Source organism: Arthrobacter rhombi, assembly GCF_900163545.1.
Lineage (GTDB): Bacteria > Actinomycetota > Actinomycetes > Actinomycetales > Micrococcaceae > Arthrobacter_H > Arthrobacter_H rhombi_A.
Window position 1 is genome coordinate 40,732 of the sequence record NZ_FUHW01000009.1, and the last position, 15,702, is coordinate 56,433.

Genomic DNA, 15,702 nt, shown 5'->3' on the forward strand with positions numbered 1-15,702 from the left:
TATGTATACACAGATCTTCGAATTCACGCGTATCCTGCGAGCGTTTCGCGCCAGAGTGGTCATCACGCCGAGTTCTTGTATACACTGATGGCATGAAGGCCAGTGATAAAGCCTACGCGGCGCTGCGACGAGATATCGTTTCGTGGGCTCTGCCGCCGGGCTCGGTGCTCGGCGAGGTGGAGCAGGCCGAACGACTCGGTGTCTCCCGTACCCCGCTGCGCGAAGCGTTGTCACGGTTGGCCGCCGACGGTCTCGCGGTCTCCCAACGAGGTCGTGGCGTCGTCGTCTCCGACGTCTCGCTGGACCACGTTGACGATTTGTTTTCCCTGCGTCGCGCCCTCGAGGTCGAAGCCGCCCGTAGCGCGGCCCGATCCGGCACTCCGGCCATCTTCAACGAGCTGGCCCGACGCTTCGATGCCGCGGCAGAGAACCTGAGTGCCGCCGCCGATCGTGACGGCTACTACGGCTTGGCCGGCGAACTGGACGCCGCCATCGAAGACGCAGCATCCAACGCCTATCTGGCCCAGGCCCTCCAGGGTCTGCGTGTGCATCTGGCCCGCTTGCGTCGGCTCTCCCATGATGCCCCGGCTCGTTTGCGTGCTTCGGCCCGCGAACACGCCCAGATCGCCCGGGCGGTAGCCTCCGGAGACCCCGGACTTGCTTCGGCCGCCACACTGCTGCACCTGCACAACAGTCTTGAACACATCAGATCCCATGCCCTACCGAAAGAGGCCACCGCATGATCAACCACCCAGTCCGTGTCTACCGTTCGGAAGAGAACCTGCCCCGCGAGGAACAGCTGGCCCATAAGATCGCCACCGTCGCCGCCGATCCGGTGGCGGTTTCCGCCGAGGTCACCGACATGGTCATCAACCGGGTGATCGACAATGCTTCGGTCGCCGTGGCTTCACTGAACCGTGGACCGATCGTTGCTGCCCGCTCCCAGGCCCTCTGCCATGCCCCCAGCACCGGTGGCGCCGGGGCTTCGGTCTTCGGGATCACCGAGAAGGTCTCCCCCGAGTGGGCTGCCTGGGCCAACGGGGTCGCCGTGCGCGAGCTCGACTATCATGACACGTTCCTGGCCGCCGAGTACTCCCACCCCGGAGACAACATCCCGCCGATCCTGGCCGTCGCCCAGCACACCGGGGCCTCCGGCGCCGACGTCGTGCGCGCCATCACCACCGGCTATGAAATCCAGGTCGATCTGGTGAAGTCCATCTGCCTGCACAAACACAAGATCGACCACGTCGCGCACTTGGGCCCTTCCGCCGCCGCGGGCATCGGTACCCTGCTGGGGCTCGACGTTGAAACGATCTTCCAGGCCGTTGGCCAGGGACTGCACACCACGACGGCGACCCGCCAGTCGCGCAAGGGCGAGATCTCCACCTGGAAGGCCCATGCACCGGCCTTCGCCGGCAAGATGGCCGTCGAGGCCGCCGACCGCGCCATGCGCGGGCAGACCTCCCCCGTGCCGATCTATGAGGGCGAAGATGGCGTGATCGCCTGGATGCTTGATGGGCCCGACGCCGCCTACACGGTGCCGCTGCCCGAGGCCGGTGAAGCCAAACGCGCCATCATGGATACCTACACCAAGGAGCACTCGGCCGAATACCAGGCGCAGGCGTGGATCGATTTGGCCCGCAAGCTCCACCGCGAACACCCGGAGGCCACCGACCCGGCCAACGTGAAATCGGTGCTGATCAAGACCAGCCACCACACGCACTTCGTCATCGGCTCCGGCGCCAACGACCCGCAGAAATACGATCCGACCGCTTCCCGCGAAACGCTGGACCACTCGATCCCTTACATTTTCACCGTGGCCCTGCAGGATGGCTCGTGGCACCATGTCGACTCCTACGCCCCCGAGCGTGCCGGCCGGGCCGACACCGTGGAACTCTGGCATAAGGTCACCACCGAAGAAGATGCCGAATGGACCCGCCGCTACCACTCGATGGACATCGCCGAGAAGGCCTTCGGCGGATCGGTGGAGATCACCCTGAACGACGGTACGGTCATCACCGATGACATCGCCGTCGCCGATGCCCACCCCCTCGGCGCCCGGCCGTTCGCCCGCGAGCAGTACATCAACAAGTTCCGCACCCTGGCAGAAGGATTGGTCGCCCCCGAGGAAATCGACCGTTTCATCGCCGCAGCCGAACGCCTGCCCGAGCTGGCCGCGGGAGAAATGGACCAGTTGAACATCGTCGCCGCACCGGGTGTCATCGACGCTGCCGCCGCACCGAAGGGATTGTTCTAGATGTTGTATTCCACCACCACTCCCGAGGCCAAGCGTCGCGCCCTGCGCGAGATGCTGGTCCCCGGGACCGCACGCCAGTTCCCCGGAGCCTTCAATCCGCTCTCGGCACGACTGATCGAGGAAAAGGGGTTCGATGGCGTCTACATCTCCGGTGCGGTCCTCGCCAACGATCTCGGCCTGCCCGATGTCGGCCTGACCACGCTCAGTGAAGTCGCCGGTCGGGCCGGGCAAATCGCCCGCATGACCGACCTGCCGGCCATCGTCGACGCAGACACCGGGTTTGGCGAGCCGATGAACGTGGCCCGGACCATTCAGGAACTCGAACACGCAGGCCTGGCCGGCTGCCATATCGAGGACCAGTTCAACCCGAAACGCTGCGGCCACCTGGACGGCAAGAACGTCGTGGAACTGGAGACCATGGTCAAGCGGATCGCTGCGGCAGCAGATGCCCGCAGGGACCCGAACTTCCTGATCATGGCCCGCACCGATGTGCGTGCCGTGGACGGTTTGGATGCTGCCGTGGAGCGGGCCAAGGCCCTCGTCGATGTTGGAGCCGACGCGATCTTCCCCGAGGCGATGAAGGACCTCTCGGAGTTCGAGGCCATCTGCAACGCCGTGGACGTGCCGGTACTGGCGAATATGACTGAATTCGGTAAATCTGAATTGTTCACTCGTGCAGACCTCGCCGCAACCGGCGTCGCTCTGGTCATCTACCCGGTCACCTTGCTACGCAGCGCCATGGGTGCCGCGGAGCGAGTCCTGGACGCCATCAGCTCCCAAGGGACCCAGCAAGAACAGGTTCCGCAGATGCTGACCCGCGCCCGGTTGTATGATCTGGTGGACTATGAAGCGTACAACCGCTTCGATACCGGGATCTTCAATTTCCAGGTCCCCGGGCTCGAGATCGACGGCAATGGCGCAAATCTTCCATCGGGTTCAAAGGAGCAGTAAGCATGAGCGAAACCGAGACCGACATCAAAAAGGGCCTGGCCGGGGTCGTCGTCGACTACACCGCCGTCTCCAAGGTCAACCCTGATACCAATTCCCTGCTCTATCGCGGCTACCCGGTCCAGGACCTGGCTGCCCAGAAGAGCTTCGAAGAAGTGGCGTTGCTCTTGTGGACCGGCGAATTACCCAGTGCCGCGGAACTGGAGGAGTTCGTCTCCTACGAACGGGCCAACCGCGCCTTGGAGGACAACGTCAAGGCCGCAGTGGACCTCTTGCCGCTGGAATGCCACCCGATGGACGTGGCCCGGACCGCGGTTTCGGTCCTCGGTGCCAACCACCCGTTGGCCGAGGACCCGTCCCCGGAGGCCGAGCTGGAAAAAGCCAAGTCGTTGCTGGCCCGCTTCCCTGCGGTCCTGGCCTACGATCAGCGTCGGCGCCGCAATCAGGACGTCGTCGCCCCGCGTGATGATCTGGACTATTCGCAGAACTTCCTGTGGATGACCAATGGTGAAGAAGCGGCACCTGAGGTCGTGGACGCCTTCCGTGTCTCGATGGTGCTGTATGCGGAGCATTCGTTCAACGCCTCGACCTTCACCGCCCGGGTGATCACCTCGACGCTCTCGGATATGCATTCGGCAGTCGTCGGGGCCATCGGAGCCTTGAAGGGTTCCTTGCATGGCGGTGCCAACGAAGCCGTCATGCACACCTTCGAGGAGATCGGCATCCGCAAGGATGAGACCCGCGAGGCTGCGGCCATCCGTGCCAAGAAATGGATGGAGGAAGCGCTGGCCGCCAAAAAGAAGGTCATGGGCTTCGGCCACCGGGTCTACAAGAACGGCGACTCCCGCGTTCCCACGATGAAGAAGGCGCTCGACGCAATGATCGCCCACTTCGGCCGCGACGAGATCCTGGGACTCTACGATGGCCTCGAGGCGGCCATGGCCGAGGCGAAGCACATCAAGCCGAACCTGGATTACCCCGCAGGCCCGACGTACCATCTGATGGGTTTCGACACCCAGATGTTCACCCCGTTGTTCATCGCCTCACGTATTTCCGGCTGGACAGCGCACATCATGGAACAGCGCGCCAACAACGCGCTGATCCGCCCGCTGTCCGCCTACAACGGTCCGGACCAGCGAGAGCTATAAGGCCTGAGTCATTTCGAGCACCGGCGGTGCGGGCCCCACAGGGGGTTCCGCACCGCCGTTCTTTTTTCAGGTCCCAGGTTGCTGCTCGTGGCACGGGGCAGGGAGTTGTCGTGAAGTCCTGACCGAAGGTGCACCACCCCGGCGCCGGGGCATGGAAGCTCTCCGACGTCCAGGCTCGGCGGCAGTCTGCTCCCGATCCGGAGCCCGGGCATTGCCGCAACGTCGCAGGTCACGGCCCGCATGGAACGAACGCTGCGCCTGCTTGACGAGGCTAGATCTGTCACGGCCTTCCACTCGTTCGCTCAGCGCAGCAGAGGGCGTCCATTCAAAAAAATAGACGTTTAATCGTCTAGGCGATTTATCGACTGGATGATTGTTGCAATTCTCATTCTTTCCCCGGTTGGCGCCTCCCAGCAGCAGATCCCGGCTCCGGCCTTGGCTACGAAGTGGTGGGAAAGTCAGTTTCAATGGCGGGAGTGTCAGGGAGCTGACGCGCAGGCCAGTCAATGGTGGCGAAGTGGGCCACCGATTCGTTGTCCTCCCCCAGGCAGACCAGGGCGTCGAAGCGTTCACCGGAGAATATCCGGTTCAGCCACATCGGCGAGTCCTCCCACATTTGGGGCAGGGGTAGATGTCCGACCGGATACCATCCTGGTACGAGCTCGTCCGAGGGAGCCGCCATGCCGGAGAAGTCAGAGGTCAAGAAAACCTGGCAGTCCATATCTGCTGCGGGGTTGGCCGGAAAACGGAAGTAGACACGGGCTGCAGGTTCCAGCGATGCCGGATCCGTGATCAGCGAGGTTTCCTCTCGGAGCTCCCGTGCCGCCGCTTGGGCCGGGCTCTCCCCCGGCTCGATCTTTCCGCCGGGTGCCACCACGTGCCCGACACCGAACCCCCGTTGCTTCAGCCCCAGCAGCACTTGACTGCCAGTGAGCCCGCGCAGGATGGGCAGGCACAGGACGACCTGAACGGGAGAAGCTGCCGGTGTGGGTGCCATGGTGTTGACGGTCCGTTTCTAATGGTGTGCGCGGGGGTGCGTCGCAGCATACACCTCGCGGAGAGTCTGGGCATTGAGCATGGTGTAGATCTGCGTAGTCGTCACCGAGGCGTGGCCGAGGAGTTCCTGGACCACACGGACATCGGCACCGCCTTCCAGCAGATGGGTGGCGAAGGAATGTCTGAGCGTATGCGGGGAGACGTCCTTGCCGATGCCTGAACGTTCCGCGGCCACTTTGAGTGCCGTCCAGGCCGATTGCCGGCTCAGCCTGCCACCACGACGATTCAAAAACAGCCCGGGGGTTCCCTGCCCCTTGGCAGCCATTCCGGGGCGGCCCCGGACCAGATAGGCCTGCAAGGCCGTAGCGGCGTAAGACCCCAGGGGAACCACGCGCTCCTTGGATCCCTTGCCGAATAGTCGGACGATGGCAGGGCCGTCGGACGGCCGCTCCAGGTGCAGGTCATCGACGTCCAGTCCCACTGCCTCGCTGATACGCGCACCGGTGGAATACAGGAACTCCAGCAATGCCCGATCGCGGAGCCCCGATTCGGAGTCGGTGGGGACCGCTTCGAGAAGCGCGGTCACCTCGGCAACGCTGATGGCCTTGGGCAGCCGCTGCCCGGCAGCTGGCGGATGGAGGTCCGCAGCGGGGTTGTCGTTGGTGGTCCCCTCCAGGACCCAGAACCGGTGCAAGCCCCGGACGGCAACGACACTGCGGGCCGCGGAGCGGGCGCTGAGGGGAGCCCCACCATCGGAACCGTCACGGAGCGATTGGGAGAACTCGGTCAAATGATGGCGGGTGATTTCTGTCGCGGATTCAACATCTCTACCGGCGAGGAACGTCGCGTACCGTTGCAGATCCCGGCGATACGCCGCCACAGTGTTGGCTGCCATCCCTCGTTCGACGGCGACGTGCTGCAGATAGGCGGCCAACTCTCTGGCCAACGGTCCGGGAACCCCCTCACCGTCTCCGGCGGCTGCCGGCTCCGGCGTCACGGCCGTGGACATGTGCTCACCCGCTTCCCTATCCCCCGGAAGCCCGCAGACGAGGGTGGGCCGTCCACGGCTCTTCGGCAGGCCGCAAACCGGTGAAGTCTTGGGCCCGAGCAGCGGCGGCAGCCATGACGCCGGCGACTGCCGAAAGGTTATGAATATTTCCGTCCAGCACCGCCTGGACGGCGTCGGCAAGCGGAACCCACTGCCATTGCATTTCCGCTTCTTCCTCCGTGCGTTCGAAACGCTGGTCGGCGGGAACGAGGTGCGGATCGCGGGCCAGATAGATGCGTAGTGCTTCACTGGAGGAACCTGGTGAATTGAACATATCCACCAGGACATCCCACCGACCGGCCGTCAGATCTGCTTCTTCGGCCAATTCTCGAGCTGCCGCCTGCAGCGGTCGCTCCCCCTCCATGTCGAGCAGCCCTGCGGGGATCTCCCATAACTGCATGCCCACCGGATGACGGTATTGCCGCACCAACAGCACCCGGTCCTGGTCGTCGAGGACCAGGGTAGCCACGGCACCGGGATGGTCGATGTAGTCCCGCACCAGGGGGGCGGCACCTTCGGATAATTCGAAGGTGTCCTGCAAGACATTCCAGATGCGCCCCGAATACACGGTTTCGGAATGCAGCACCCGGCGCCGGCTGGTTTCATCTACCGGCGCCGTGCTCTCTCGCCCTCGGCTGGTCATGCTCTATCGACCGGCTTTCTGGTGCTCCAGCCCCGCCTTGATCAGGCCGGCGAACAGCGGGTGCGGCCTGGTGGGACGCGAGCTGAGCTCCGGATGGGCCTGCGTGGAGACGTAGTACGGGTGCTGGTCTGCCGGGAGTTCAACGAATTCAACCAGCTCGCCATCCGGGGAAGTTCCAGAGAAGACCAATCCGGCGTCCTCCAGCTGCTTGCGGTAGCTGTTGTTGACCTCGTAGCGGTGACGGTGGCGTTCGGCGACCTCAGTGGTTCCGTAGGTCGCAGCCACGACCGTTCCTTCGCCCAAGATCGCGTCGTAGAGACCCAGACGCATCGTGCCGCCCAGATCGCCCTTGCCATCGACGATATGCTGCTGCTCGGCCATCGTGGCGATGACCGGATGAACGGAGTCGGGTTCGAATTCGGTCGATGAGGCTTCAGCCAGACCGGCGACGTTTCGGGCGTATTCGATGACCATTGACTGCAAGCCCAAGCAGAGGCCCAAGGTCGGCATCGCGTTCTCACGGGCGAACTTCAGCGCGCCGAGCTTGCCGTCGAGGCCGCGGATGCCAAAGCCACCGGGAACGCAGATGGCGTCTACCCCGTGCAGCGCCTTTTTGGCTCCTGCGTCGGTGGCGCAATCATCCGACGGGACCCAACGAATTTTGACCCGGGCACCATTGGCGAAACCACCGGCGCGGAGCGCCTCGGTGACCGAGAGGTAGGCGTCGGGCAGTTCGATGTACTTTCCGACCAGCGCCACTTCGAGCTCGTGGTCGGGGTGGTGGACCACATGCAGCAGGCGGGTCCACTGCGTCCAATCGACATCCTTGAACTTCAGGCCCAGGGCCTGCACGATATAAGCGTCCAGCCCCTGATCATGGATCTTCACGGGGATGTCGTAGATACTCGGAGCGTCGGCGCAGTTGATGACTGCCTCGGGATCGACGTCACAGGTCCGCCCGAGTTTCTCCCGCATTTCGTTCGGGATTTCGCGATCCGAACGGATCACCAAGGCGTCTGGCTGGATGCCGATGGAGCGCAATGCCGCCACAGAGTGCTGGGTCGGCTTCGTCTTTAGCTCATGGGACGGACCGATATAGGGGACCAGCGAAACGTGGACGAAGAACACATTATTGCGACCGACGTCCTGGCGCACCTGGCGTGCTGATTCGAGGAAGGGCTGTGATTCGATGTCGCCAACGGTGCCACCAATTTCGGTGATGATCACGTCGGGTGCGTCGTCAGCCTCGGAGGGCAACCGCATGCGGCGCTTGATCTCGTCGGTGATATGCGGGATGACCTGGACAGTGTCGCCTAGGTAGTCGCCACGACGTTCTTTTTCGATGACCCGCGAGTAAACCTGACCGGTGGTTACATTGGCCGAACCGTCGAGGTTCTCATCCAGAAAGCGTTCGTAGTGGCCGATATCGAGGTCCGTCTCGGAACCGTCGTCGGTCACGAAGACCTCGCCGTGCTGGAAGGGGTTCATCGTGCCGGGATCCACATTCAGATATGGATCCAGTTTCTGCATGGTCACCGTGAGGCCACGTGCCCGCAGAAGGTGACCGAGGCTTGAAGCCGTCAGCCCCTTTCCGAGGGACGACGCCACACCACCGGTGACAAAAATCTGCTTGGTAGTTTCGGACCGGGACTTGGAAAATGTTCGCTGCACCACGGGGTTCGAGCCTATCATCTATTTGCTGGACGGGTTGTCGTCAATCTACCTCCCGGACGCCGTCGTTGGCATCCGAAAAAGCTATGTCACGAAGCTCGAAACGGCCTGACGAGCGCTTTCGAGCAGTTCCTCCGCATGCGCCTGCGCCGTGTCGGAGTCTTCCGCTCCGGCCAGCATGCGTGCCAACTCACGCACACGATCGCCCTCTTCGAGCCGGACGACGTCGCTGGCGGTGAAACCCGCGCCCTCCTGTGCTTGAGCATCGGAGTTCTTGATCACCCGGATATGTCTTTGGGCATAGGCAGCAACCTGCGGCAGGTGGGTCACCACGATCACCTGAACATGACGGGCCAGCATGGCCAGCCGTTTTCCGATCTCGACGGCTGCCTTGCCACCGACTCCGGAATCGACCTCATCGAAGACGAACGTCGGCACCGGATCGGTTTCGGCCAACACGACCTCGATGGCCAGCATGACACGCGAGAGTTCGCCCCCGGAGGCACCCTTGCCGAGGGGACGAGGAGCACTGCCCGCATGGGGTTGCAGCAACATGGAGATGTTGTCGGCCCCATGCCTGACCGGTTCCTCGGCGTCGGTGACTTCCACGACGAATTGGGCGTCGGGCATCGCCAGGGCTGCCAACTCGGCGCTGACGCGTTCGGAGAGTCGCTGCGCCGCGGCACGACGAAGAGCACTAAGGGCCGCGGCCTGCTCTGTCAGCCGCCCCTGCAGGCCCTCCAGTTGGCTCTGGAGGGCCTCAACCCTTCCAGTGTCGTCCTGCAGGTCCATATGCCGCCTGCGCGCAGTCTCGGACCAGCTGATGACTTCGTCGACGGTCGGGGCATATTTACGGATCAGTTGGTTCAGGGCCGAACGACGTTCCTCGACCTCGGCCAGCCGCCCGGGGCCGTCTCCGTCGAGTGCCGCGAGATAGCTACCGAGTTCCATGGTCACGTCGGCAACGAGGATGCCGATCTCTTGGACCCGGCTGCCGAGCACCCGCAATTCCGGATCATCATCGGCGACGAGTTCGAGGGACCGGCGGGCAACGTCGACCAAACCGACGGCGTTGGGATCCTCACTGAACTCATCTCCGCTGAGCGCCGCATGGGCTGTGACGGCAGCGGACCGGAGTCCTTCGACGTTTCCCAGTTTCTGGGCTTCGGCTTTGAGGTCTTCGTCTTCGCCCGGCCGCGGGTCGACGGCATCGATTTCCTCCAGCGCCAGTTGTAGGGATTCTGCCTCACGGGCCCGTTCGCGGGACGCGGAGGTGATCTCTTCCAGCTCCATCCAGACGGCCTTCCAGCCGTCAAAGGTCTCTTGGTAGTCGGAACGTGCCGTGGCCAGCTCCGGCCCCCCGAACTTGTCGAGGGATTCCCGTTGGGCCACCGCGCTGCGCAGGCGCAGTTGGTCGCTTTGTCCGTGCACTGCTACCAAGTGGGATCCGAGTTCCGAGAGCAATCCCACCGGAGCTGAGGTGCCCCCGACGGCGGCCTTGCTCCGACCTTCGGCGCTGAGGATCCGCGCCAGGATCAACTCAGAATCCCCATCGTGTTCTTCCACCAGGGCACCGCTATCTTCGGCGCGGGCGACGGCGGGACTACCTGACGGCAAACGCAATGTGGCTTCGGCGACGGCTTGCTTGGCTCCGTGACGGACCGCCCCAGCATCGGCACGATTGCCGAGCAGGAGTCCCAAGGCAGTAACAACCATGGTTTTACCGGCACCGGTCTCACCGGTCACGACCGTGAAGCCCGGGTCCAGCTCCAAGGTGGCCCGGGTGATGACGCCGAGGTCGGAGATACGGATCTCCTCGATCATGGGTGCTGCTCCGAGTCTGGACGCGGCTGGTAGTGGCGGGGCTCGACAACTTGGAGGGGCGAGGTCACCACCGGCAGCGCGGAGGTGGCTGTATCTCGGTGCGCATCGGCCACAGGACCACGCCAACCACTGGTCGGCAGTTCAAATTTACGCACCAGACGTTCGCTGAACGGCGTGCGGTTCACGCGGGCCAAACGCACCGGTTTAGAAGAACGGGTGACCTCAACTCGAGACCCTGGCGGAAGGTCCAGTGTCCGGCGGCCATCGCACCACAGCACGCCCTGGGCATCTGTACGTGTCAGCATTTCGATGGCCATGGTCGACGTCGGTGCGACGACCAATGGTTTGGCGAATAAGGCATGAGCGGAAATCGGCACCAAGATCAACGCTTCGACCCCTGGCCACACCACCGGACCACCGGCAGAGAAGGCATAGGCAGTCGACCCGGTAGGGGTGGCCATGACCATGCCGTCACAGCCGAAAGTGCTGATGGGTCGGCCATCGACCTCCATAACGACTTCGATCATCCGTTCGCGGTTGGCCTTTTCCACGGCGGCCTCATTCAACGCCCAGGTGTGGGCAATCCGCCGGTTTCCGAGCCAGACCTGCACGTCAATGGCCATGCGTTCTTCGACAACGTAATGACGGTTCACGACCCAGTCCACGGTTTGGCGTAGATCTGCTCGCTCACTTTCAGCAAGGAATCCAACATGACCCAGGTTGACGCCCAGAAGTGGGACCGCAGACTCGCGCACCATTTCGGCGGCACGCAACACGGTGCCGTCACCGCCGAGGACCATGCCGAGGTCGATATCGCTCAGTGAGACGTCTTCGTCAAGGACCTCCACTTCGAGGCTTTTGCCGTCGGGGGCATTGCGCACGTTCCGGAGTTCTTCGCGGCGCATCACGGGAACGAGCCCGGAGTCGCGCAGTCGAAGACAGGTATCCAACGCCGCCCGGAGGGCGTCTTCCCTCCCGGTGTGCGCCAGGACGAGTATTCGTCTCATGCGTTCCTTCCCTTATGTGAACCTACTTCACGGTAGACGAAGGCGTAATGGTCTCCGGTTCCTGACACGGAGGGGTCCGTCCGAAACGGGTTCCCTTCAAGAGTAGTCAACTTCTGGCAGTCTCGGGGATTCCGTGTCCAGTTGTGGGTAGGCTTCGGTGGCCGCGGAGCGAAGCCGGAGGAAGAACTCCACATTTCCATCCTGTCCGGGCAGTGGGCTTCGGGCCAACCCGGTCAGAGTGAGTCCGGATTCCCGGGCGGCTTGCACCACCCCTGCGACAGACCGTCGTCGAAGTTCGGTGCTTGTGACGACGCCGGTCCGCCCGAGGTTATCTCGCCCCACCTCGAACTGGGGTTTAACCATCAAGACCAGTTCCCCGCCAGGACGGGTCACACCAGCCAGGGGCCCCACGACCAGACGCAAGGAAATGAAGGAGAGGTCAGCGACGACCAGGTCGACGGGGCCACCGATCATTTCACTGGTGACTGCACGGATATTCATTCCTTCATGCACGTCGACACGCGGGTCATCGCGGATCTCCCGGACCAATTGGTCATGCCCGACGTCGACGGAGATCACTCGGCTAGCTCCACGCCGCAAGAGAACCTCTGTAAATCCACCGGTGGAGGCTCCTGCGTCTAGACAACGACGACCCTCCACGACGACGTCAGTAAAGGCCCCCAGCGCGCCAGCGAGTTTATGTCCGGCCCGGCTGACGTATTCCTCCCCTTCCGCATCACCCACGGACAGGTGTTGGGACTCCGTCACGTGCTTCGCTGCCCGTGTCACCAAGTGGCCATCAATGCTGACGCGCGAATCGGCAATGAGCTGAGCCGCATGGGTCCGCGAACGAGCCATGCCGCGGGCAACGAGTTCTTGGTCGAGTCGGCTCATGCTTGGGCAGGATCCTCATCGAGCGTACGTTGCAAGGCTTCATGCACGGCAGAAAATACTGCCTGGTGTTCTTCAACAGGCAGCCCCTCCAGGACATCCAGGACTTCGAGCTCTTCGTCGACGACAGGATCACCAGTAGTCCCGGCGTGATGTTCGTCCTTGGGGTTATCCACGATGGTCCTCCTCGTCTACGGGGCAGCGATTACGACGCCGAACGGTGCCTTATGAACTGAAACTGATTTCCGGTGTTGTGCGCTCGGTTGAATGCGGATTCGCGTACCACCACGCGCAGCAGGCTGCACGCCAACTGTTGAGGTCCTCCCGCGAACCGGTCACGGTAATCTTCCCGTTCTCCACGCCGGCACGCGCTTGCCCGCAAACGATCTGCTTTCCGGTGGCCTGCACAATCGGATAGTCCGCATACAGTTCGGCAAGGGTCCCCAAGAGATACCGCGGACGCTGATCGGTCGGAGCACCAAGGATGGACTCGGGATCATCTACCCCGGTGAGTACAACAGCGGTCGCGAAACCAGCACGGTTCCCGCCGAGGATATCGGTGTCCAGACGGTCACCCACCACCAATGGTTTCGCAGCCTCGAGTTGCTCTGCGGCGACATGGAAAAGCAATGGCTCGGGTTTGCCGGCAACAACGGGTTTCACTGATGTTGCCGACGACACAGCCCGGACCAGCGAGCCGTTGCCGGGGGCCATTCCACGAGCTCGTGGAATGGTCATGTCGGTGTTGGTGACCACCCACAACGCCCCGGCATTCAGTGCATGAGCTGCTTCAGCCAGATCGCACCAGTTCACCTCGGGGTCGAACCCCTGAATGACTGCGACCGGCGACTCGTCAGCGGACTCTGCCAGCGCAAAGCCGCGTGAGACGACGCAATCACGTAAGTACGCGCTACCCACCACCAGGACTTTGCTCTGCGCCGGGATGCGTTCCGCCAACAAGTCAGCGCCGGCATCAGCCGAACCAAAGACCGTGCTGGCCTCCGCCGGGGCGCCAAGTTTGCGAAGATGCCGCGCAACCACTTCCGGGGACCTTGAGGCATTGTTGGTGATGTAGGCCAGCTCGACCCCGACACCAGCCAATCGCCCCAGCGCTTCGGGGGCTCCCTCAATGGCATTCGGACCGGTATAGACGACACCGTCGAGATCTGAAAGGACGGCGTCGAAAGCGGAAATCAACATAGCGAGCTGAATATCCTACTGGTCGGTTTCGGGCGCGTGGGAGGACGGTTCTCCGTCGGAATCGGTCTGACCCGGCTCCTCAAAGCTGCCACTCGTCTCGACATTTTCCGTGCCTCGGAACTCTGCGGTGCTCGAGCTTTCAGATTCCGATGTAGAGCCAGCCGTCTCGCCCGAAGCCGCACCCCCAGAACGCTCATCCGGCGTCGTGCCAGCATCATTGACAATGTCTCGTGCGCGCGGCTTGTCGTCCTCTGCGGAGTCATCGTCATCGCCCAGGTCCATGATGTCCGGATCTTGGAATTCTCCGACTCCGAGGGCCCGTTCAGCCAACGTAATCTGGCGACGCCACAGTTCGGCCTCACCCTTCTTGCCTACGGCTTCCAGTGCAAGGGCATAAGCCTCAAACAGACGCGGGCTGAAAGAGAAGGCCCGGTTGATGTCGAGCTGAGGAATCTGCAGTTCGTTCAAGGCAGCCTCATGGTTGCCCAGATCCGCTTGTGCTCCGGCGGCCACGATGGCCATCTCAACACGGCCTGGTGTATCCAACGTTGTCGCTTCTTCACTGTGCGCCGTCTCGAGCGCCTTCTCCGGCCGCCCCAGACCGCGTTCACAGTCTGCCATGACAGGAAGGTGGATATTGGACCCACTAATTCGACGGAACGTGCGGAACTCACGCAGAGCCTCTGCGTAGTTACCGGCAGTGTATGCGGTCAGGCCTACGGCCTCACGCACAACAGCTACACGTCCTCCCCGCCTACTCGCAGCCATGGCGTGCTCATAGGCGGTATCCGGCTCAAGGTCGATCATGCGCCCAGCCATCACCAGGTGCTTGGCAACCCAATCAAAGTTCTTCTCATCCAGGTAACGCAGCTCGGCACGAGTGATCCGGTCCAGTTCCTTACCCGTAACGTCGGAGTCAATCTCAGGAGAGCGCGGACGATCGGCTCGGTTGGAGACTCGCAAGTCAGCAGGATTATGCGCCGGGCGTTCTCCATCATCCAGACCAGGGAAATTACGTCGCGTATCGTCCCCGCGCTTCAGCTCACGTGGTTCAGCTGAATCCTGCTTATTCCTGAAGCCACCGTCAAAACGCTTTTCCTTGCCGCGGTAGCCGACATCCTTACGATCATTGCCACCGCGGTAACCACCCTCACGACGGTCGGCTCCCCCGCGTGGGCCGCCTTCACGACGATCATTACCACCGCGGAAACCACCTTCACGACGGTCATTGCCACCGCGGTAACCACCCTCACGACGGTCGGCTCCCCCGCGCGGGCCGCCTTCACGACGGTCGCCGCCACCACGCGGACCGCCTTCACGACGGTCATTGCCACCGCGGTAACCGCCCTCAGAGCGATCGTTCCCGCCGCGGTAACCGCCCTCACGACGGTCGCCGCCACCACGCGGACCGCCTTCACGACGGTCATTGCCACCGCGGTAACCGCCCTCAGAGCGATCGTTCCCGCCGCGGTAACCGCCCTCACGACGGTCGCCGCCACCACGCGGACCGCCTTCACGACGGTCATTGCCACCGCGCTAACCGCCCTCAGAGCGATCATTACCACCGCGGAAACCACCCTCACGACGATCATTACCACCGCGGAAACCACCCTCACGATGGTCATTACCGCCGCGGAAACCACCCTCACGATGGTCATTACCGCCGCGGTAACCGCCTTCACGCCGATCGTTGGAGTCTTGGTTTCCGCGGAAACCACCTTCACGGCCTGGGCGGTCGTTGCCGCGGGCCCCCTTGGACTTGTCGTCCCGCGGGCCTCGGAAATTCTTGCGTTCGTCAGCCACGGTGGCCGTTCCTCTCTGAGATCCGGCCATGCCGCATCTGGGTTCCTGCTTGGGCCCCTCGGAAGTGACCAAGGGGAAAAGTTCGTTGACTCAATCTTAGACGAATCGTCCATGAGTTCGCCGACGATGCGCAACAGCCGGCTGCCAGAAAGTGGCATCGGCTCTTAAAGAGTTGAGGCCCTCAACCTAGGGTCGAGGGCCTCAACTACTTAAAATTTGTCCGGCGGCGACCTACTCTCCCACACCCTCCCGAGTGCAGTACCATC

At 62.9% G+C, this 15,702-nt stretch carries 15 protein-coding genes; 4 read left to right on the plus strand and 11 right to left on the minus strand.

Going from position 1 to position 15,702, the window contains the following annotated elements; genetic code table 11:
• Window positions 1–92 precede the first annotated feature (92 nt).
• From FM101_RS01770 to FM101_RS01785, 4 genes are read left to right on the plus strand one after another with little or no spacing between them, the layout of a single operon-like run.
• Window positions 93–743, plus strand: coding sequence for a GntR family transcriptional regulator (locus tag FM101_RS01770; RefSeq protein ID WP_086994580.1), 651 nt, complete (start codon window positions 93–95; stop codon window positions 741–743).
• Window positions 740–2,257, plus strand: a complete 1,518-nt coding sequence (locus FM101_RS01775; protein ID WP_086994583.1) for an MmgE/PrpD family protein — start codon at window positions 740–742, stop codon at window positions 2,255–2,257. Before FM101_RS01770 ends, FM101_RS01775 begins: the two co-directional genes overlap by 4 nt.
• Window positions 2,258–3,208 (plus strand): methylisocitrate lyase, encoded by a 951-nt coding sequence (prpB, locus tag FM101_RS01780; RefSeq protein WP_086994586.1) that lies wholly within the window; start codon window positions 2,258–2,260, stop codon window positions 3,206–3,208. It begins immediately after the preceding gene.
• A gap of 2 nt (window positions 3,209–3,210) precedes the next feature.
• Window positions 3,211–4,353, plus strand: coding sequence for a bifunctional 2-methylcitrate synthase/citrate synthase (locus FM101_RS01785; RefSeq protein ID WP_086994590.1), 1,143 nt, complete (start codon window positions 3,211–3,213; stop codon window positions 4,351–4,353).
• 439 nt (window positions 4,354–4,792) lie between these two features.
• Here the strand turns inward: FM101_RS01785 and FM101_RS01790 are convergent, their stop codons facing one another.
• From FM101_RS01790 to FM101_RS15670, 11 genes are all read right to left on the minus strand, one after another.
• Complete coding sequence (locus tag FM101_RS01790; protein ID WP_086994593.1) at window positions 4,793–5,350, minus strand: 8-oxo-dGTP diphosphatase; 558 nt, start codon at window positions 5,348–5,350, stop codon at window positions 4,793–4,795.
• An 18-nt stretch (window positions 5,351–5,368) separates the two neighbouring features.
• Window positions 5,369–6,358: a site-specific tyrosine recombinase XerD gene (gene xerD / locus FM101_RS01795; protein WP_086994595.1), complete on the minus strand. Its 990-nt coding sequence runs from the start codon at window positions 6,356–6,358 to the stop codon at window positions 5,369–5,371.
• A 16-nt stretch (window positions 6,359–6,374) separates the two neighbouring features.
• Entirely contained in the window at window positions 6,375–7,040 is a 666-nt protein-coding gene (locus FM101_RS01800) for an NUDIX domain-containing protein (protein WP_086994597.1), read from the minus strand.
• A 3-nt stretch (window positions 7,041–7,043) separates the two neighbouring features.
• Window positions 7,044–8,732, minus strand: coding sequence for a CTP synthase (locus tag FM101_RS01805; protein ID WP_086994600.1), 1,689 nt, complete (start codon window positions 8,730–8,732; stop codon window positions 7,044–7,046).
• A 63-nt stretch (window positions 8,733–8,795) separates the two neighbouring features.
• On the minus strand, window positions 8,796–10,535 hold the full coding sequence (recN, locus tag FM101_RS01810) for a DNA repair protein RecN (protein WP_086994603.1): 1,740 nt from the start codon (window positions 10,533–10,535) through the stop codon (window positions 8,796–8,798).
• On the minus strand, window positions 10,532–11,542 hold the full coding sequence (locus FM101_RS01815) for an NAD kinase (protein ID WP_086994606.1): 1,011 nt from the start codon (window positions 11,540–11,542) through the stop codon (window positions 10,532–10,534). Before FM101_RS01815 ends, recN begins: the two co-directional genes overlap by 4 nt.
• Window positions 11,543–11,638: 96 nt before the next feature.
• Complete coding sequence (locus tag FM101_RS01820; RefSeq protein ID WP_086994609.1) at window positions 11,639–12,436, minus strand: TlyA family RNA methyltransferase; 798 nt, start codon at window positions 12,434–12,436, stop codon at window positions 11,639–11,641.
• Complete coding sequence (locus FM101_RS15515) at window positions 12,433–12,609, minus strand: hypothetical protein (protein ID WP_241895246.1); 177 nt, start codon at window positions 12,607–12,609, stop codon at window positions 12,433–12,435. Before FM101_RS15515 ends, FM101_RS01820 begins: the two co-directional genes overlap by 4 nt.
• Window positions 12,610–12,658: 49 nt before the next feature.
• Complete coding sequence (locus FM101_RS01830) at window positions 12,659–13,633, minus strand: HAD-IIA family hydrolase (RefSeq protein ID WP_086994615.1); 975 nt, start codon at window positions 13,631–13,633, stop codon at window positions 12,659–12,661.
• A gap of 15 nt (window positions 13,634–13,648) precedes the next feature.
• The gene (locus FM101_RS15665) at window positions 13,649–14,596 is read right to left on the minus strand and encodes a hypothetical protein (RefSeq protein ID WP_179204201.1); all 948 of its coding nucleotides are present in this window, start codon (window positions 14,594–14,596) and stop codon (window positions 13,649–13,651) included.
• A gap of 74 nt (window positions 14,597–14,670) precedes the next feature.
• Complete coding sequence (locus FM101_RS15670) at window positions 14,671–15,594, minus strand: hypothetical protein (protein ID WP_179204202.1); 924 nt, start codon at window positions 15,592–15,594, stop codon at window positions 14,671–14,673.
• Window positions 15,595–15,702: the final 108 nt, after the last annotated feature.

What these genes read in the sequence shown, in the direction of transcription:
- FM101_RS01770 (WP_086994580.1), top strand. Translation starts at nt 93, where the DNA reads ATGAAGGCCAGTGATAAAGCCTACGCGGCGCTGCGACGAGATATCGTT.
- FM101_RS01775 (WP_086994583.1), top strand. Translation starts at nt 740, where the DNA reads ATGATCAACCACCCAGTCCGTGTCTACCGTTCGGAAGAGAACCTGCCC.
- prpB (WP_086994586.1), top strand. Translation starts at nt 2,258, where the DNA reads ATGTTGTATTCCACCACCACTCCCGAGGCCAAGCGTCGCGCCCTGCGC.
- FM101_RS01785 (WP_086994590.1), top strand. Translation starts at nt 3,211, where the DNA reads ATGAGCGAAACCGAGACCGACATCAAAAAGGGCCTGGCCGGGGTCGTC.
- FM101_RS01790 (WP_086994593.1), bottom strand. Translation starts at nt 5,350, where the DNA reads ATGGCACCCACACCGGCAGCTTCTCCCGTTCAGGTCGTCCTGTGCCTG.
- xerD (WP_086994595.1), bottom strand. Translation starts at nt 6,358, where the DNA reads ATGTCCACGGCCGTGACGCCGGAGCCGGCAGCCGCCGGAGACGGTGAG.
- FM101_RS01800 (WP_086994597.1), bottom strand. Translation starts at nt 7,040, where the DNA reads ATGACCAGCCGAGGGCGAGAGAGCACGGCGCCGGTAGATGAAACCAGC.
- FM101_RS01805 (WP_086994600.1), bottom strand. Translation starts at nt 8,732, where the DNA reads ATGATAGGCTCGAACCCCGTGGTGCAGCGAACATTTTCCAAGTCCCGG.
- recN (WP_086994603.1), bottom strand. Translation starts at nt 10,535, where the DNA reads ATGATCGAGGAGATCCGTATCTCCGACCTCGGCGTCATCACCCGGGCC.
- FM101_RS01815 (WP_086994606.1), bottom strand. Translation starts at nt 11,542, where the DNA reads ATGAGACGAATACTCGTCCTGGCGCACACCGGGAGGGAAGACGCCCTC.
- FM101_RS01820 (WP_086994609.1), bottom strand. Translation starts at nt 12,436, where the DNA reads ATGAGCCGACTCGACCAAGAACTCGTTGCCCGCGGCATGGCTCGTTCG.
- FM101_RS01830 (WP_086994615.1), bottom strand. Translation starts at nt 13,633, where the DNA reads ATGTTGATTTCCGCTTTCGACGCCGTCCTTTCAGATCTCGACGGTGTC.
- FM101_RS15670 (WP_179204202.1), bottom strand. Translation starts at nt 15,594, where the DNA reads ATGCCACTTTCTGGCAGCCGGCTGTTGCGCATCGTCGGCGAACTCATG.